This window comes from Paroceanicella profunda, from assembly GCF_005887635.2.
Classification (GTDB): Bacteria; Pseudomonadota; Alphaproteobacteria; order Rhodobacterales; family Rhodobacteraceae; genus Paroceanicella; species Paroceanicella profunda.
This window is the reverse complement of sequence record NZ_CP040818.1, coordinates 2262501-2280971: the sequence shown is the minus strand read 5'-3', so window position 1 is coordinate 2280971 and position 18471 is coordinate 2262501. Positions and strand designations below refer to the sequence as shown.

The following is an 18471-nucleotide window of genomic DNA, read 5'->3' as shown; positions in this document are numbered from 1 at the left end:
GGGTCAGTTCTCAGTGACATCCAACAGCGAGGATACCGGATCGGCATGCAGCCAAGGTCTTGCCACAGCCCGATCGACCGATGAGTGCGATGCTATCTCCGGCGGCGACGGCCTCCGCGAAGCCTAGCGATGTCTCGATGCCGGAGGCGCCTTCGCATGGTATTGAAATAAGTTCGTCGGCCTTGGTTTGGTAGGTAGCGCGGAATGTATTCAGGTAAGTATCGACCAGCGTCTCAGCCGCGTTGAGATTGCCGTCGCAGGCTGCGGCAATGCCCGACACCCTGCGTAACCCGAGATCGGCGGCAAATGCGCGCCATTGCGCCAGGCTCACTCCCGACGATCCATTCCCCTGCGTCACCCAAGTGCAAAGATCGGTCAGATCGCCGATGCGTACCTTGAAGTCACCGGCCGGAACCTCGGATCCCTGGGGAACCTGGGGCGCAAAGATGACGGCTCCGGGAAAATAAGGCGCTGACGATCTGAGAAACACGGCAAGCCGGTCTCGCAGCGCCAGACGTGCTTCGTCCGCTTGACGGACGGGGCTGCGGAATGACGCCCACCGGCCGGTGCCCGTACGAGCGGCCCAATCCGCGGCGCTATTGGCCTGCCCTCTGACTGGCGTCCGGTTTCCCTTGGCTTCGACGAGCAGAACCTGTTGCTCCGTCGCGACGACCAGATCGATCTGGCGACCGATGTCGAAGTTTGCGAGCAGTACGGCCGGCATCTCTGCATCGTGCAGCGTTCCGGTTGCTGCTTCGAGCACAGCTCGATCTGAAGCCGTCGTGACTAGATCGCCGATGTAGATTGTCAGGCCACCTACTGGCGCTGGCGTCGCTTCATCACCAACGTCGGCGGCTTCGTTCAGGGGACGACCCATGCGCCGGTCCATCTCATCTGTCGTATCTCCGATCGCTGGCGCGCCCACCAGACTTGTCTGTCGGCGAGCTGACGCGCACGTCTAATAGTCTCCCCGCTCATAGCCAATCTCGGACCAAAGCATGGCCTCCTGCTGCGCCTTTAGATCACTGAGCTTCATCGGGATTTCCCGAAACTCCAGATTATACATCGGCATCTGCCAGTTGTTCTGAATCCAGCCAGGATGCCGGTCAGTTGCGGCCTCGGTGACGAGTTGTTCGGCATCGAGCCTGTCAAACAGCTCGCCGGTCAGCCGGCGGCTATCCTCGAAATTTTCCGTGCCCACGAACTCAAGTTGGTTCCAGACGTCCGCCACGGCTTGCAGGCCACGTCGGTCGAACAGCCCGAGCGCACTCATGGCCTCTGCGAGGCTCAGCACCGGTGGAGGGATACCGAGGGCGATCGCTCCGAGCTGGGTCGGCTCGTTCCAGTACGGTTGGCCATCCTCGTGAAGTTCGATATCTGCATAGAGGGTGCTTTCACGGCTGTAGCGGCTCCAGTTGGGAACGATATACTCACCGGCATAGCCTTCGAGATAATGGCCTTCCCGCGAGTGGTCGACATACTCGCGGAGCTGGGCGAGGTTGACCGGCTTCCAGTTCTGGGCCTCGGCGTAGATTAGCCGGCCGAGATGGTCGTAGAAGACGGAAGTGAGCTTGCCGGCGCGGCTGCTCGCTAGCTTCTTTGGGCAACGCACCAGATCCATCAGGATCACGATCTTGGCGCATTCCTCCTCGCAGAAGCCTTCGAGCACGCGGGCCTCGCGCGAATGGTCGGAGAGTTGCACTGCCGCATTCCAGAAGCCCTGCGCGCTCTTGAGTATGATCGGCAACCCCTCTGCCAACAGGTCAAGCTGTGCGGCGCGCGGCATGTTACACAGCATGTTGGCATGCCGGTTACCGAACGGGATCCGATCCTCGTCTTTCTTTGTTGGCTTCGAGCCCTCGTTCGATCCGCCCGCCACCTCCACCTTCCTTTGTTCGAGCCACGCACCTCGATGAATAACACAGATCGGCACGTCTCTGCGTGGGTAGTTAGAGCAATGAGTGCTGAAAAGCAGTTTCCTCATGGGGTATTGTTTTCAATTGAGACCCCTTCTTCTTCCATCAACTGACCAACGATTTCACTGACCTGGGGCGTACCGACACCCTGCAGGGAAAGGCGACCCACGAGCACTTCGATCTTCACCGAATCCCGTTCCGTAGTCCGCGCGGTCTGTGGATTTCCCGCGATCTTGGCATTCACGCGCTCTGCGGCCTCGTGCGAGGGATCGGTCTGCATATTTGGAGCAAACGAGCTAGTTGACCCCGGTGCTGAAGCGAGGATCGTCGATTTTCTCGAAAGGCTCTTTCGATTGCATCGTGTCCGGCAGTGACGTTGTCACGTGAGGCGCTCATTGACAGAGACCAGTCTTAGGGAAAGTCGGTGCGGTTCACCTGTCACCTATACCGAGGATCCAGATGCACCCACCGCATCCGTGCTTCGAAGCCAGTAGTTTTCTGAAGAAGAAATCGTACCACTTTGATGTTTCCTGACGCGTGTGCCGGGCGGAAGGAAATGCTACAAGAATATTAAAGGAGCTTTGTCTCGAGTCTTTGTTTGCGATCGCGCCAGTCTGGCATGGCCTTGTCCATCAGGCTGCGCCAGCGCGGCCCATGGTCGGGTTCAAAAGCGTGCGCCAACTCATGAACAATGACATAATCGATGCACTGTATCGGCGCTCGGACAAGATCTAGATTGAGGACCAAGCTGCCTTTCGGTGTAAAACTCCCCCACCGTTTCGTCATCGGGCGGATTATCAACTTCGGCACGTCCATCCCTTCGGATGCAAACAGCGGAGCCAATTGTAGTAGGCGGAGCGGAAATTCTTGATGTGCCTCAAGCCGATAGAAATGGTTCAGCAGCGCCGCTTTGTGAATGGCGCTCTCGGTGTGCGGGGTTTCAAGGACAATCCTGTCGCCACTCAGATAGATGCGGGATGCAGCCCCTTGTCGAACGCGAAGCCTGTATTGAACGCCTCTCAGAAGGTGCGTTTCGCCACTGATATAATGCCGCGGTGGCGTTCTCGGACGGTACTGCTCGAAGTCAGCGATCTGCGCAGCGATCCACCCACCCTTGCGGCGAACCCGGTCGTGGACCTCCTCTACCGTTGCATCGACCGGCGCAGTGACATCCACCATGCCTGACGGCGCGACGGTGATCTTCAAACGTCTTCGCTCATCCCGACTGACGCGGTAGGTGATCCGTCGTCGCCCCCATTGGAAACAAGCATCAGCGGACACGGCCATCATCCTGCATGCGGACCCGTGCGGCCGAGAGCACCTCATTGACGATACCGTCCATCACGGCTGCGTCGAGGTCCACGCCGCCGGAACCCATCAGGTCATCGAAAAAGAAGTCATCAATGGCATTGCGCATATCATTTTGAATGTCTCGATCATGTTGCCATCCAACGCGCCGACGATTCTCGATGATCTCGGTTAGCGACAGCGAAATACGCACCGAAAGGCGGGGATCATCGATCCCTGCACGGCGCAGTTCCTTTCTGGCAATCCCCCAGAACGCGGTTTCGTTGCCCTTGCCACGCAGCTGATGCGGCGTCGGATCGTCTTCATCGTCACGGGCGTCGAGCTTATCGCGCTGCGTTCGGATGCGTTCGAGATAGGCCTTCTCTTCCAAGCGACCGCGACGGAAGTCGTCGATGGTCTGGCGGATAAGTTTTGAAAACTTCTCGAAGAAGACAGGGTCCTCGTCCCACTTCTCCTCAATCGTCCGGAGCGTTCGGTGCGCAATCTCGTCCGCAATCGACGCATCCGAGCGCTTTTTCTCGCTCCGTGCCGCTTCGATTGCGCCATCGTCGAAGACGGCTAAGGGCTCCACGATCGTCGTGACCTCGTGTGCGGTGACGTGCTGGTCGAGCAAACTGCGCACACGTCGCTCGTAGTTGCTCCAGTCCACCGCGTCCGCGTAACGAGCCTTCACATGGGCGCGCAGCGCGAGAAAGCGCTTTTCATCGGTTCGCCAGCGTTGCAGCCGGTCCGCAGGTGTTTCCTCAATGAACACGCGGGAGCTGACAGCGACGGTAAGCGTGCGGGAGAATTCTGAGAGGCGGCGATAGAAGTCATCGCGCAGTGCATCGTCTGCGAGTTCTCGCGCGTAGGCTTCCTCGTCGTAGACGTTCGAAACGCCAACGAAGAGATCTAGGAGTGCAGCGTGCCTCTGGGGAAGCGTACGCGCTTCATCAGCGATTGCGCTGACCGACTGCTGCAGGTCGGCTTCGTCGAAGTCCCGCAGCGCGTCGTTGGCCGTCAATGCCTCGCCGAGGTGACGAAGCACACCGCAGTAATCTATAATAAAGCCAAACGGTTTTTCAGGCGCGCCATCCTCGTCGAAAACACGATTGACGCGCGCGATGGCCTGCAAAAGACCGTGCTCGCGGAGCGGTCTGGCCATGTAAAGCACTGTGTTGCGCGGCGCATCGAAGCCGGTGAGCAGCTTGTCGACGACGATCAGGATGTCCGGTTCGCCGGGCCCCTTGAACTTTGAGATTATAGTCTTGTTGTAGCTCTCCTCGCCGCCGTGTCGCTCCATCATCCGGCGCCAGAACTTCACCACCTCGTCGTCAGATTCCTCGTCTATGGCGTGTTCGCCCTCGCGCTGATCCGGCCCGGAGATGATAACCTCCGAGGTCACCTCGCCGAACTCGTCAAGCAGCTTCTTCAGAGCGATCGCGTCGCGTTTGGACGGCGCGACGAGCTGACCTTTCAGCCTGTCAGACTGGAAGTTGTCCGCGAAATGCCGACTCACGTCGAACGCGATGCAGCGCAGACGTGCTGACACGCCCATGAGCGTCCGAGGGCGGCTCATCTTGCGTTTGAGATCGGCTTTCTGTGTTTCGCTGAGGCCGACGGTCACACGGTCGAACCAGGCATCGACCGCGTCTTCGTCGATATCCTCCTCGACGTGACGGCCCTCATAGAGCAGCGGCACGACAGCACCGTCCGCGACGGCATCCTTCATAGAATAGACCGGCTGCACGAGCGGTCCGAACTTGGTGAAGGTATTGCGCTCTTTCTTCGCAATCGGCGTGCCAGTGAAGCCGATCAAGCAAGCGCCCGGCAGCACGTCGCGCATCTTCTGGTGCAGGCTTTCCATGTCGCCGTACTGGCTGCGGTGGCTCTCATCGACGAGCAGGAAGATGTCCGTGCTTGCATCGACCACGCGGCGCTTGTTGAGCCCGGCCTTGAACTTGTGAACGAGGGTCGTGATGACCGGCGTCCTAGCTTCGATGAGTTCGACTAGGTGTTCGCCCGTCTTGGCGCGTTCGGGCGACAGGCCAGTCGCCGCGAAGGTCTTGTCGATCTGGTCGTCGAGATCGGTTCGGTCGGTCACCAGCACGACACGCGCTGTGGGAACACTCATCGCGAGAGACTTCGCGAGCATCACCATGGTCAGCGACTTGCCAGATCCCTGCGTATGCCAGACAACGCCGCCAGCGCGTCGTCCGCCGGCGTCGCGTGCATCGACACGCTTCAGCAGGTCCTTCACCGCGAAATATTGCTGATGGCGCGCCACCTTCTTCACACCGCCATCGAAGAGCGTGAAGCGGCGCGCGAGATCGAGGATGCGCTCTGGGCGGCAGAGACTTACCAGCATTTCGTCGAGCGGTGTGATGAAGCGGTCCCCCGCCTCACGCAGACCGTCATGCTTGCGGCGGTGGAGGCCGAAGTCCTGGAAGATCGCGTCCTGATCTGTTGTGTCGATCGCTCGGTTGACGACCTCGGTGACGTAATCGGGCGCGTCTTCGCGCTCGCGCCAGGCCGACCAGAACTTCGCCGGCGTGCCAACGGTCGCGTAGCGGGGCTCATGCGAATTCGCGGCGATGAGCAGCTGCGCCGTGAAGAACAGGTTTGGCGCACCGAGATCGGGCTTCTGATTGCGCAGATGCTGGCTGATGCCTTGCGCGACCTTTTCCTGGCTCCGCTTCACCTCGATGACGGCGAAGGGAATGCCGTTCACGAACAGAACGATGTCGGGGCGGATGCTCGCGCCCTCCGGCCAGTCGACCGGAAACTCACTCGTCATATGGAAGGCGTTCGCCCGCATATTGTCCGCGTCGAGGCCCCAATTGATGTAGCGGAACGGCCATTCGCGCGACTGGCCATCCACCGTCTGCGGCAGCGCGACGCCAAGCTGGATCAGGTCGGTCTGGCGCTCGTTGGTGCGCATCAACCCATCGAAGCGGACATCCTTGAGACGTTCGACGGCCGTCTCGATGTTCCCCTCTGAGAAGGCATGCGTGCGGCCGCTGGCGCGGATGCGGTTAAGCGCTGCAAGCTGAGTGCGCAGCGTGTCCTCAAGCAGGACGCCAGTGCGACGGTGCCGCCGCTGTCGATCGACCTCCGCGCGCGTGACATAGCGCCAGCCGAGCGCCGACAGCGTCATAAGCGCCTGAAGCTGCTCGCGACCAGCTTCGGAAAGGGAGAATTTCGGGCTTTCGGTCATTCTATGACCTCCGCATCTTCTCCAGCGCCCTTCGCGGATCGTTTGGCTTTCGCCTTCGCGCCAGACTTCGGCTTCTCGATCCAGGCGAAAGCCCATTTGTAGCCGAGCGCGTGCAATTCGCGCGCAGCCTGGCGGAACGACACCAAGCTGAAGAAGGGGAGTTTCGGCTTATCAGATGCAGCAATGACGCTGTAGACGACGGGGAAATCACCACGGGTGAAGTCATTCCCGGAATTCGGAATGATGTCCTCGTAGCCGGTCTGTCCGGTTTCAGCCTGGACTGCGATCACTTCGTTCCGAACGCTGTCGCGCGACGGCGGATCGGTCGCGAGGACGCGTGCGGAGACGGTCCCCTGGCTGAAAAGGTGACTGAGTCGAGACGAGGACGTCTTGTCCTTAACGTGGATCAGTTGACGCTCACGGCCGAGAAAGTCGCAGGCTTCGATCTTGCTCGCAGCACCTGTTGGCTTGATGAGCCGACGGTCTAGGCAGATCATGTCCGCATCAAGACCGGCGACGCGCTTGTTGTAGGTCTCTTCTGTCTCGTCAGCCTCAGCGACGGGCATGCCGACCTTGCTTGTCGCGTCGAAAAACTCCTGTACCTCTTTGGCAAGGTTCTGGTCGATCTGGTACCAGCGGCCTCCAGAGAAGACGTAGGTCGAGCCATCGAGCTCTGTCTCGAACACTATGCATTCCCGCAACTTCCACTTCCCACCACAGTCGTGGCCATCATCATCGACTTCGTGGACGGTGTGATTGCGGAGGTCCTCGTCCGAGTAGCCGGTTTTCTCGCGCTCCTTCAATGCGTCGAGGTAACCGGGCAAGTCGAGGTCGGCATAAAGCTGCCAGCTGCGAAAACCCTTGTAGCGGATGAGGCTTGATTTCTCAGGGTCATAGATGACCGGAAAGGCGAGGTGAATACCGTCGGTCTCGCCTTCGTCAACCGCCTTTGCCAAAGCTTCGACCAGCTTGGCGTCCAGCTTGTCGATCAATTCTTGCTCACGGATGTGGCGAATCTGGTCGATCCAACCGAAGTCGGTCTTGTAGTCGGTCTTCTGATAGACTGCATACGCGTCCGCACAGGCCTGGGAGAGTTCCGCAATCTCAAGCTTTCGGTTGAGCGTCAGGCCATCGGTCCCGGCTACATAAGAGCCGAACCCTTCATCTTTGGGCGTCCCTGCCAGTCCACGGACGAGGTCGCGCTCGATGTCGATGGCGAAGGCAGTCTGATCGGAGCCCCGGCTGGTCTGCGTACGGCGGGACAGAGTATTCTCATCCGGTGTCCGAACGTCCGCACTTTTTAACTGCTTCGGGTCAACGGCGTTGAGGACGACCCGTAGCCCAAAATCCTGCTCGAACGCCGCAGGATCAAGTTTGACGTGACCCATGCCAAAAGACACGGCGAACCAACGCCCTGACGCCTGGACGAACACGAGTCCGAAGGCTGTGTGGTTGAAGACCTTGTTCTTCTCGTCTTCTGACAATTCGAGGAACCGCGCCCATTTCGGCGCGCCGCCGCCGAGCGTTGCCAATGAAATGAGTGCGCCTTCCAGCTTGCCCCATGGTGTTAGGTCTACACCGTCGCGAACTGCGTCAGCGGGGGCGAGGCCATCTCGCAATAGGCGAATGGAAAGCTTCTGGGTATTGCTCATTCATCGGCCTCCATTTCGGACGCATGAGGAGGCGGGGTGTGCTTGATGGCGATCGTGACGGTCTTCCCGGTTTCCAGCACCTGCCGGACAATCTCGCTGAGTACAGCGGATTGCTCTATCGACGTGCCTACCCACGATCCGGCCACGAGCCCGACAAACTCCGAATTGTTGATTCGACGACCGACGTTCTTGAAGGTCAGAACCTTGCCGCCGCGCGGCCCCGTGAATAGACCAGCGGCATCCGCTCGCTTCCATAAATCGAGAGGCAGATAGATACCCTTGAAGAGCCCTTTGTCGTCGGGGTTGAAGACAACGCGCGGACAGAACTTCAGGAAAAACGGGTTGTCCGAGAAGCGGAACCCATCAGGGTGCTCACCGCTCGGGAGCTTCCTGAGCTCCCCCAGCAGGGTCTCCATCCGCTTAACTTCGTCGCAGAACTGATCCTTCGCCTGCCAACGAAATTCCACCTCGTCTTCGCGCTTCTCCATCGCCTTGTATTGGACCATCACGAAGCTGCGGTAGGCTTCGTTGAAGTAGATGAGGTCGGCGCCGGTCTGTTGTTCGAGGGGCAGACGGTTGGCCATGATCACCGTCAACCGCTTCGACGAATCCTCTTCGCTCGCGAACACCTTCGAGCCGTAGTGGGTGGTCTCGCCCACAGCTTCAAAGCCCGGCACGGTCGAGAAGTCGGACAAAAGCATAGCATCTTCCCGAACCTGTGCGCCCGGCAGTCCATCAAGGAAGGATTGCTGTGAAGCGTCCGTCGGGGTCCACGCCAAAAGGTCGTCTCGCGACATGCCAGCAATCTCGAGTGCGAGGCCGAGCGTTTCCTTCTGGTAGGCGAGGTTTTCGCGGGCACGGGGCTCGAGCCGCCGCAGCGCTTGGGCGCGGCGCTCGGAATAGCGCGCAAGGCGTGGGCTGACGGTCTCATCGAGTTGCGTGATACGATCAACAAATGCGCCGAGCGACTTCGGCGGGAGCAGGCCGCCTGTTTCCAAGCGCTGCCTGACGTGCCGGGCAACGCGTATGTCGATACCAGCAAGGATCTCATCGAAGCTCACGGGCCGCTTCAGCGGTTGGAGTTCTTCGAGATTCAGCCGGACGAGGCCTGTGCCCGCTGACTGTCCTTTTCGTCCGCCGGCGATGTGAGTGATGAAGCCATCCTCGAAGGACGCGAAAACGGCAAGCGGCGCGCGACGGCTGTGGTCGAAGCGCGGAACAGGTTCCGAGACAAAGGGTTTCGGCGAATAAAACGAACCGCCGTGTTCGGCTTCGTCGAGAAGCAGCTTACGTCTGTCCTTCGGCACCTGAAGGATGTAGCCGCCGGCCGCCACCATTATTCAGCGGCCTCCGTGGTCAAGGCGTCGCCGCTGAAAAGCCGCTGCATCAAGGCGCGCTTCTGGTGAGTGAAGCAGCGCAACTCCTGCTGGAGCAGATCGATCTCCCGGTCTGCAGCATCAAGGATCGTTGCTGCACGATGGCGCCGCCCTGCGTCCATCAGGGGAACCCGGTAGTCCTCAATGAATTCTGCCGGAACACGGCGCTGTCCGGCGCTGCCGGTCATGTAGCGCTCACCATTTTTGCGGAATGCTCTCGCCATCACGTGGTGATGGAGGAACCGCACATCGCGCTTATCATGGGCGCGCAGCACATGGAACTCCGTGCTCCCGAAACCCACTCCGGAATGCAGGCCGAAGACGTGTCCGCCTTTGCCGTTCTCAAAGCAAGGCGTGATCTTTGCGACGAGAACATCGTCATCGATGAAGCCTGTATATCCGGATCCAATGGCGGCCCGCCTCCTCGCTTCATTTCTTACAAGTCGGCCGTCCTCGGACATCGCGTCCATTGGAACGAATGTCACCAGCTGTTCGGGCTCAACATGAGGGCTGCGGGGGTTTATCTCGGCAATGTCGCCAATACGGCCGTTCCTTTCGCCGCCTTCGTGGAGAAGTTGGCGTGTAATCTCGGCCTTGCGGCAAAGCTTGGCGACGATGCCTTGGTTAGCGCCCCGAATTGCGCGATCCCAACTGTCGAAGGCATCGGCCAAATGGAGTTGCTCCGCCATAGGCGGAATATCGAACTCCCATTCCAGCCAATCTTCGAGCTTGAACACCAGTTTCTCGACGTGCACGCCGATACTTGAGTGGAAGCAGGTCTGCTGGAAATAGACCGAGTGCGATAGGTGATTCAAAAACCGCATATCGAGCCCGGCCTTCGGTTTGAGCGCGACGTATTCGTTCGACACAACGGCGCTATCGAGCGACGGCGGAACGATGCCGCACGCGCCATGTGAAATCTGGCGCTTCGAAATCAGGAAGTCGTCCGCTTTCACGAAGAACTGGGTCTTTGTGCGAATATCTCGGCCAAAGAGGACTTCACGGGGCACGATCCCGCCACGGCTACGTCTAGCGGTAACCAACTGATAGCGCTCATCGTCCGCGAGCTTCGCCGGCCGAAAGACCGGCTCCAGGAACTCGCCGATCGGCGCGCGTGTCCAACCGTCAGGTTTCCGGCCGAGCTTTGGAATTCCTGGTTGAACGCTCGGAGGGTAGGCACTCACGGCTCGCGATGCCGCATCCTCGGTTTCGTTGTCCAGTTCGATTTCGGTGGCCAGGGTTTCGGACGCGCTCATTCCTCGCCTCCCTGTGCCTGCGCGAGCTGCTGCTGACGCCACTCCTTGTAGGTGAGCCCGTCACTCTCGCGCCGCCAGGTCGCTGGACCGCTAATGTTTCCCCCGTAGACGACGGCGGCGGCGCCGGACGGCGACGAAAAGGCGACATCCCGGGCGAAGGTATAGTGCTGGCCGTCCGCGCTCTTCACCAGGACGCCGTCCTCGACCAGCTGGCGACGCTGATCCTTCGCACCGTCATGGATGGTGTTGGTTTCTTTCACCCGCGCCAATGAACCGGCGAGCACGACGAACTCGCCACCAGCCTCACGCGCCCGGGCATTGGTGCCGGCTTCGGTGAACGTGAAGATCGGTTCGTCCGCGCGCGCCGGACTGTCAGCGTCGCCGCTTTCCGCAGCACGGCGCAGAACATCGAAACCAAGCACAGGCAGCAAGATTTCGATTTCAGACAGGAAGCCTTCCATGTCGGCGATTTCGGGTTCCGGCAGCCCCTTGAAATCGGGCTCGGTCCCGTTGACGAGAACGGCGCGCGAAGCTGCCCGGATCAGCGCCATGATGCGCGCTTCGAGATAACGTCCGTGTGCCTTGGTGAGATTCTCGTCCTTGGAAACGATCAGGCAGACGCGGGTGAAGAACTGCTTGGCGTCGTCGGAGTCATGGCTGGCGAGCCGCGTGCGGACGCTGTCGCTTTCACCGACATAGACAAGCGTGCGAGCAGTATTGTCCGGGTCCGGACCCATCAGGAGATACACACCGGTACGCGAGGCTTCCTCGCGCTTGATGAGGTCGGGCAGCGCCGTGCGCGGCGCGACGACGGCCTTGCCCGACCAGTTCCCAAGCTCGGCCGTGATCACCCCGGTCGGCGAGCCGTCGACAAGAAAAAGCTTCAGCGTGCGTCCGATGCGCCGCGCGCGGTAATTTGCAGCGTCAGACTTCAATTCCGAGCTCCTTCAGATAGCGGTTCATCTCGGCGCGGGTTTCAGCGAGTTGCCGATCAAGCTCGCGGATCTCGTTCTGCACCGCCTGGATGTCGATCTCCGGCTCGGGCTCGAAGGTGTCGACGTAGCGCGGGATGTTGAGGTTGAACTTGTTCCGTTCAATCTCTTCGAACGAGGCGCGGTGCGAGTAGCGCTCAATTTCACTGCGCGCGCGTGCGGTCGAAATAATGTTCGCGACGTCTTCGTCGCGCAGCTGGTTCTGGCGCTTAACGGAGCCGAATTCTCGACTGGCATCAATGAAGAGCACGTCGCGCTCGCTCTCTCTTGCGCCGCCAGCTTCCCGCGCGCGGTCGAACACCATGATGCAAACGGGAATGCCCGTTGTAGGAAAGAGCTGTGCGGGCAGTCCGACGACCACGTCGAGGAGGTTGTCACGGACGATGCTCTCGCGGATGCGGCCTTCTGCGCCGCCCCGAAAGAGAACCCCGTGCGGCGCGACGACGGCGACACGCCCTTCGCCAGGGCGGGCGATCGCCAGCATGTGCAGGATGAAGGCGTAGTCGCCTTTGGATTTCGGCGGCACCCCTCGCGCAAAGCGCCGGAACGGATCGTTCTCCGCGTTCTCCGCTCCCCACTTGTCGAGGCTGAACGGAGGATTGGCGACGACCGTGTCAAACCGCATCAGGTGGTCACCTTCGAGCAGCGTCGGGCCGTTGATCGTGTCGCACCAGCGAATATCGGCGGCATCACGACCGTGCAGGAACATGTTCATGCGGGCGAGCGCGACGGTCTGGCCATTCGCCTCCTGACCGTAGAGCCGGAAGTTATTCGTCCCCACCACTTCGCCGGCGCGCAGCAAGAGCGAGCCCGAGCCACAGGCCGGGTCACAGATCAGCGCACCGTCTTTCGGCGCTGCGAGCTTGGCGACGACTTCTGAGACCTTGCGCGGGGTGAAAAACTCGCCAGCCTTTTTGCCTGCGTCAGCCGCGAACTGCTCGATGAGATAGATATAGGCTTCACCGATCGCGTCTTCGCTGACGGTGCTGAGATTGAGGCTCGGCTTGGCGAAGTCCTCCAGCACATTCTTCAGGCGGCGGTTCCGGTCCTTGGTCTGCCCAAGACTGATCTCGGAGTTGAAATCGATATTGCGAAACACGCCGTTCAGCTTTGGCTCGTTCGCCTGTTCGATAGCGTCGAGCACCATGTTGATCAGCTCACCGACATTATCGCGATTACGTCGCTCGTAGAGGCTGTCGAAGCTCGACAGGAAGTTCTCGACGACCTCACCCTTTTCATTGCGGTACTCGATCTCCTTGAGCTTGAAGCGCTCCCGCTCAAGGCGGCGACGGATGCGGAGGTCGCGCTGGGGGTGGTCGCGGAATTCCTCCAGCATTTCCTGATAATGCTTGTTCCAGACGTCGCTGATGTACTTCAGGAAGAGCAGCGCAAGAATGTAGTTCTTGTATTGCTCGGCATCGATGACGCCACGAAACGTGTCGCACGCCGCCCATACCGCATTGTTGATGTCTTCTGGTCTGGTCATGGGGGCGTTCCTATGCGGGTGTTCTGAGCAAGCGTGAAATGAGGGCGGCGTTGAGTTTTGCCTCGGCGGCCAGGCGCTGGCGCAGAAGCCTCTCGCAGTCTGCCGCGAGGATGCCGAGCCGTGCGATACGGCGTTGTTTTTCCATAGACGGAAGGGGCAGGAGGACGTCGTCCAACGCCTGCTTCGGAATGCGAGGCAAAGCTCCTGCTGTTGCCGAGGCTTTCAGTTGCCGGACAGCGGCAATGTCATTGAGCGCAATAAACAGGAAGTCAGGATCAACACGCCGGATTGCAGGTCGGACCAGGTAGACATCAAGTCCAACAAAAGCCCCGATCATGTCCGGCGTTGGACGAAATGCAGCGAGCTGATCTCCACGTGACGGCACAAGAAGATCGTGCACAGCAATACGCGTCGCCCGCCTTGCTTTTGGCGCCGCCCCCCGAAGAAACTCACTATTGTAATCACGCAAATCCTTGATCTGAACGTATACAGCATCTCGGTCAGCACCCTTCGGGGGGAGGATGCCGCTAAGAACTTCCGCGATTTCGCTCAGATGCTTCATTTGCGTGTTATGCGCCGAAACAACGCCATTATCAAGAAAAATCGTATGAGATCACCTCATACCACAAATCACATTGGACGATCACCATCTGGCAGGCTATTTTCGAGGTGCGCGATGTACGAGAACCGTACCTCGTCGAAAGGTCTGCCTGAGCCCGCGGCATGACGATTAGGAGTTGAGGTGGAAGTTCAGATGCGCAGCGCGCCGGAATCGTGGTTTGGAGCTAGGTTATTTCACTATGCCGACGCCCGCCATGATGCGCGGAAGCACGCAGTCATGCGAATGAGCCTGCCCGACACCGCCGAATATTCCACCGTTATTTCAGTTGTTTATTGTCGATCCGGCGTAAATTCTGGCGTGTATGAGCCGGAAATCAAGCCAATCGAGATCAACGACTGTTCCGAGCGAGCGCGAAGAGATGCTCGAGGCCATGCTTGTCGAGGCGCCGGAGCTGAGCTTCACGCCGCAGTGCGATCCCGACCCTCGCCTCGTCCGGCTGGTCGAGTTTCTGGCGCGACAGGCAGCTCGCGAATTCTACGAGCAAGAAGTCAAGAAGCAGGGCTCGCGCGGCTCCTGATCGCCTTGGGAGACGCACAGTGAAGGTCGCCATCTACGCCCGCTATTCCTCCGACAATCAACGCGACGCCTCTATCGCCGATCAGTTCCGCATGTGCCGGCTCCATTCCGAGAAGCAGGGCTGGACCATCGTCGAGGAATATTCCGATCACGCGATCTCGGGCGCATCGCTGCTCCGACCGGGTGTGCAGGCACTGATCTCCGATGCCGCACGCGGCCGCTTCGATCTCGTCCTCGCGGAGGCCATGGACCGTCTCTCGCGCGATCAGGAAGACATTGCCGGTCTGTTCAAGCGAATGTCCTATTCGGACGTGAAGATCTTTACCCTGTCAGAGGGAGAGGTTTCGCACCTGCATGTCGGCCTGAAGGGCACGATGAACGCACTGTTTCTCAAGGATCTGGCAGACAAGACCCGCCGTGGGCAGCGCGGCCGCGTCGAAGCTGGCAAGTCGGGCGGTGGCAACGCCTATGGTTATGACGTCGTCAAGAAGCTCGATGGCAATGGCGAACCCATAAGAGGCGACCGAACAATCAACGAGGCGCAGGCTGAGGTCGTTCGGCGCATCTTCCGGGACTATGCCGCGGGCAAGTCGGCCAAGACGATCGCCTTCGCGCTCAACAGGGAAGGCATCCCCGCCCCGTCAGGTGGGGATTGGGGCTTCAGCACGATCAACGGTAATCCGAAGCGTGGAAACGGCATCCTCAACAACGAAATGTATGTCGGCAAGATCGTCTGGAACCGTCAGCGCTTCGTAAAGGACCCCGACACGGGCAAGCGGCAGGCCCGACCAAATCCGGAAGAGGAATGGGTGATCCAGGACGTTCCGGAGCTGCGCATTCTGGACGACGAGCTCTGGGAAACCGTGAAAGCGCGCCAGGCCAAAAACCGGCTCGCCCGGGATGAGAACGGCCGCGCCGAGGTGGCGACGGTCAATCGGCGCCGGCGTCCGAAGTACCTCTTCTCGGGTCTCACCAAATGCGCGTGCTGCGGTGGGGGCTATTCGGCGATCTCCGCGACGTTGATCGGCTGCTCCACGGCGCGGAACAAGGGCACCTGCGACAATCGGGTCAACATCCGCCGCGATGAGCTGGAATCCCGCGTCCTGAATGCCCTGCGCACCCGGCTCGTCGACCCGGCGCTGTTCGCCAGGTTCTGCGAGGTCTTCACGCAGGAGGTAAATCGCCTTCGCATGGACGGTCGCGCTGAGATCGCCGCAGCCGAAGCAGAGAGCGAGAAGATTGATCGTGAGTTGTCAAAATTGCTGACCGCCATCAAGTCCGGCGGACCGATCGAGGCCATCGTCGACGACATGAAGCGCTTGGAAGCCCGTAAGGCAGAGCTCACCGCGTTCCTGGCGACGACCGATGACCCTCCACCTCTGCTGCATCCCTCGATGGCGCAGCTTTACCGCTCGCGCGTCCAGGGCCTCTACGACGCCCTGCAGGATCAGAACGAAGAAAAGCGCACGGAAGCCGCCGATATCATCAGGACGCTGGTCGAGGACATCGTTCTGACGCCGGTGGACGGCAAGGTGGAGATCGACGTTCGCGGCGATCTCGCTGGAATCCTTACGCTTTCGGTGCAAACGAAAAACCCCGCCGGTCGGGCGGGGTCATCGCAAGTAAAGATGGTTGCGGGGGCAGGATTTGAACCTGCGGCCTTCAGGTTATGAGCCTGACGAGCTACCGGGCTGCTCCACCCCGCGGTGTTTGATGTATCGTGAGGAGAGGGAATGAGGATGTATTGGTCTGGCGGCGACCTACTCTCCCACGTCTTGAGACGCAGTACCATTGGCGCGGCGGGTCTTATCGGCCGAGTTCGGGAAGGGATCGGGAGTTTACCTCGCGCTGTGACCACCAGACCTTCGGGGGAGCCGTTTTGGCGGGCTCCTCGGAAGGTCTGGCCGTCCTGGCCTTTTGGGCCTGGACAGTGAGACGCATTTTTGCCCTTTCGGGCGTCTTTCCAAGTCTTTGTGTATCTGACCTGAGTTGGGATCGGTTGTCTTGCGACTACCGGATCGGTTCAAGCCAATCGGGCGATTAGTACTGGTCAACTGAATGCATTGCTGCACTTACATCTCCAGCCTATCGACGTGGTGGTCTTCCACGGCCCTGATAGGGAGACCTTGTTTTGAGGGGGCTTCCCGCTTAGATGCCTTCAGCGGTTATCCTGTCCGTACATAGCTACCCAGCACTGCCCTTGGCAGGACAACTGGTCCACCAGTGGTACGTCCACCCCGGTCCTCTCGTACTAGGGGCAGCTCCTCTCAAGTCTCCTACACCCACGGCAGATAGGGACCGAACTGTCTCACGACGTTCTAAACCCAGCTCACGTACCTCTTTAAATGGCGAACAGCCATACCCTTGGGACCTGCTCCAGCCCCAGGATGAGATGAGCCGACATCGAGGTGCCAAACGATGCCGTCGATATGGACTCTTGGGCATCATCAGCCTGTTATCCCCAGCGTACCTTTTATCCGTTGAGCGATGGCCCTTCCACTCGGGACCACCGGATCACTATGGCCGACTTTCGTCTCTGCTCGACTTGTCAGTCTCGCAGTCAGGCGGGCTTATGCCATTGCACTCAGCGAACGATTTCCGACCGTTCTGAGCCCACCATCGCGCGCCTCCGTTACTCTTTGGGAGGCGACCGCCCCAGTCAAACTACCCGCCACACAGGGTCCCGGATCCGGATGACGGACCGCGGTTAGACGCCAAACAGGACAAGGGTGGTATCTCAAGGGAGGCTCCACGAGGACTAGCGTCCCCGCTTCAAAGCCTACCACCTATCCTGCACATGACATGTCTGGCGCCAGTGTGAAGCTGTAGTAAAGGTGCATGGGGTCTTTCCGTCTGACCGCGGGAACCCCGCATCTTCACGGGGAATTCAATTTCGCTGAGTCTACGTTGGAGACAGCGGGGAAATCGTTACGCCATTCGTGCAGGTCGGAACTTACCCGACAAGGAATTTCGCTACCTTAGGACCGTTATAGTTACGGCCGCCGTTTACCGGGGCTTCAATTCAGTGCTTGCACACCTCCTTTTAACCTTCCGGCACCGGGCAGGCGTCAGACCCTATACGTCGCCTTGCGGCTTCGCAGAGCCCTGTGTTTTTAGTAAACAGTCGCTACCCCCTGGTCTGTGCCCCCCGCCCATGGTTGCCCACGGACGGGGCCTCCTTCTCCCGAAGTTACGGAGGCATTTTGCCGAGTTCCTTCAACGTAGTTCTCTCAAGCGCCTTGGTATACTCTACCAGTCCACCTGTGTCGGTTTAGGGTACGATCTCACGGAGGGCTATTTCCAGGAACCGCTCAGCAGCCATCCCAATCCGATAAGGGATAACTACCTCTGCGATCCGTCACATCCTCCTGGCCCAGGAATATTAACCTGGTTCCCATCGACTACGCCTTTCGGCCTCGCCTTAGGGGTCGGCTCACCCTGCTCAGATTAACTTTAAGCAGGAACCCTTGGACTTTCGGCGAGAGGGTCTCTCACCCTCTTTGTCGCTACTCATGTCAGCATTCTCACTTCTCTGCGCTCCAGGATAGGTCACCCACACCCTTCGCCGCACAGAGAACGCTCCGCTACCGCGCATTGCTGCACCCAAAGCTTCGGCTCGTGGCTTGAGCCCCGTTACATCTTCGCCGCAAGACAGCTTATCTAGACCAGTGAGCTGTTACGCTTTCTTTAAATGATGGCTGCTTCTAAGCCAACATCCTGGTTGTTTTGGCCGTCTCACATGCTTTCCCACTTAGCCACGAATTAGGGGCCTTAGCTGTTGGTCAGGGCTGTTTCCCTTTTCACACCGGACCTTAGCACCCGATGTGTGTCTGCCAGATAGTACTCTCTGGTATTCGGAGTTTGGTTAGGATCAGTAAGTCTGTGGGACCCCATTACCCATCCAGTGCTCTACCCCCAGAGGTATTCGTCTGACGCTCTACCTAAATAGATTTCGCGGAGAACCAGCTATATCCGAGTTTGATTGGCCTTTCACCCCTAGGCACAAGTCATCCCGATCCTTTTCAACGGATGTGGGTTCGGTCCTCCAGTGCGTGTTACCGCACCTTCAACCTGCTCATGCCTAGATCACCCGGTTTCGGGTCTGATCCCACGAACTCATGCGCCCTATTCAGACTCGCTTTCGCTGCGCC

13 protein-coding genes, 1 tRNA gene, 2 rRNA genes and 1 pseudogene (1 of these 17 cut by a window edge) are annotated in these 18471 nt (G+C 59.5%); 2 read left to right on the top strand and 15 right to left on the bottom strand.

What is annotated here, in order from left to right; genetic code table 11:
• Positions 1 to 10: 10 nt before the first annotated feature.
• The 11 genes from FDP22_RS10225 to FDP22_RS10180 all read right to left on the bottom strand — a co-directional run bounded on the left by FDP22_RS10225 (position 11) and on the right by FDP22_RS10180 (position 13744).
• Positions 11 to 889 (bottom strand): nuclease-related domain-containing protein, encoded by an 879-nt coding sequence (locus tag FDP22_RS10225; RefSeq protein WP_138579524.1) that lies wholly within the window; start codon positions 887 to 889, stop codon positions 11 to 13.
• Between the two features lie 69 nt (positions 890 to 958).
• Positions 959 to 1984 (bottom strand): hypothetical protein, encoded by a 1026-nt coding sequence (locus tag FDP22_RS10220; RefSeq protein WP_205910771.1) that lies wholly within the window; start codon positions 1982 to 1984, stop codon positions 959 to 961.
• Positions 1981 to 2160, bottom strand: coding sequence for a hypothetical protein (locus FDP22_RS24480; protein WP_170317654.1), 180 nt, complete (start codon positions 2158 to 2160; stop codon positions 1981 to 1983). The genes FDP22_RS10220 and FDP22_RS24480 overlap by 4 nt, the downstream gene beginning before the upstream one ends.
• A gap of 326 nt (positions 2161 to 2486) precedes the next feature.
• Positions 2487 to 3122, bottom strand: a complete 636-nt coding sequence (locus tag FDP22_RS10215; RefSeq protein WP_170317653.1) for a M48 family metallopeptidase — start codon at positions 3120 to 3122, stop codon at positions 2487 to 2489.
• Between the two features lie 64 nt (positions 3123 to 3186).
• Entirely contained in the window at positions 3187 to 6420 is a 3234-nt protein-coding gene (locus FDP22_RS10210; RefSeq protein WP_138579528.1) for a type I restriction endonuclease subunit R, read from the bottom strand.
• Entirely contained in the window at positions 6417 to 8072 is a 1656-nt protein-coding gene (locus FDP22_RS10205; protein WP_138579530.1) for a DUF6119 family protein, read from the bottom strand. The genes FDP22_RS10210 and FDP22_RS10205 overlap by 4 nt, the downstream gene beginning before the upstream one ends.
• Positions 8069 to 9409, bottom strand: coding sequence for a hypothetical protein (locus FDP22_RS10200; protein WP_138579532.1), 1341 nt, complete (start codon positions 9407 to 9409; stop codon positions 8069 to 8071). Before FDP22_RS10200 ends, FDP22_RS10205 begins: the two co-directional genes overlap by 4 nt.
• Positions 9409 to 10704: a restriction endonuclease subunit S gene (locus FDP22_RS10195; protein ID WP_138579534.1), complete on the bottom strand. Its 1296-nt coding sequence runs from the start codon at positions 10702 to 10704 to the stop codon at positions 9409 to 9411. Before FDP22_RS10195 ends, FDP22_RS10200 begins: the two co-directional genes overlap by 1 nt.
• The gene (locus tag FDP22_RS10190) at positions 10701 to 11639 is read right to left on the bottom strand and encodes a GIY-YIG nuclease family protein (RefSeq protein ID WP_138579536.1); all 939 of its coding nucleotides are present in this window, start codon (positions 11637 to 11639) and stop codon (positions 10701 to 10703) included. Before FDP22_RS10190 ends, FDP22_RS10195 begins: the two co-directional genes overlap by 4 nt.
• The gene (locus FDP22_RS10185; protein WP_138579538.1) at positions 11629 to 13182 is read right to left on the bottom strand and encodes a type I restriction-modification system subunit M; all 1554 of its coding nucleotides are present in this window, start codon (positions 13180 to 13182) and stop codon (positions 11629 to 11631) included. The genes FDP22_RS10190 and FDP22_RS10185 overlap by 11 nt, the downstream gene beginning before the upstream one ends.
• A gap of 10 nt (positions 13183 to 13192) precedes the next feature.
• On the bottom strand, positions 13193 to 13744 hold the full coding sequence (locus FDP22_RS10180) for a restriction endonuclease subunit S domain-containing protein (protein WP_138579540.1): 552 nt from the start codon (positions 13742 to 13744) through the stop codon (positions 13193 to 13195).
• Positions 13745 to 14162: 418 nt separating this feature from the next.
• On the opposite strand from FDP22_RS10180, the gene FDP22_RS24475 reads away from it, so the two are divergent.
• Positions 14163 to 14321: a hypothetical protein gene (locus FDP22_RS24475; RefSeq protein WP_170317652.1), complete on the top strand. Its 159-nt coding sequence runs from the start codon at positions 14163 to 14165 to the stop codon at positions 14319 to 14321.
• Between the two features lie 19 nt (positions 14322 to 14340).
• Positions 14341 to 15378: pseudogene (locus FDP22_RS25260) on the top strand (recombinase family protein); the annotation flags it as partial.
• A gap of 195 nt (positions 15379 to 15573) precedes the next feature.
• Here the strand turns inward: FDP22_RS25260 and FDP22_RS25255 are convergent.
• From FDP22_RS25255 to FDP22_RS10160, 4 genes are all read right to left on the bottom strand, one after another.
• Positions 15574 to 15906 carry a hypothetical protein gene (locus FDP22_RS25255; RefSeq protein ID WP_346728819.1) on the bottom strand — a complete coding sequence of 111 codons (333 nt, stop codon included), beginning with the start codon at positions 15904 to 15906 and terminating at the stop codon, positions 15574 to 15576.
• 43 nt (positions 15907 to 15949) lie between these two features.
• Positions 15950 to 16026 (bottom strand) — tRNA-Met (locus tag FDP22_RS10170).
• Between the two features lie 41 nt (positions 16027 to 16067).
• A 5S ribosomal RNA gene (gene rrf / locus FDP22_RS10165) occupies positions 16068 to 16182 on the bottom strand.
• 157 nt (positions 16183 to 16339) lie between these two features.
• Positions 16340 to 18471, bottom strand: a 23S ribosomal RNA gene (locus FDP22_RS10160); it runs 686 nt beyond the window's last position.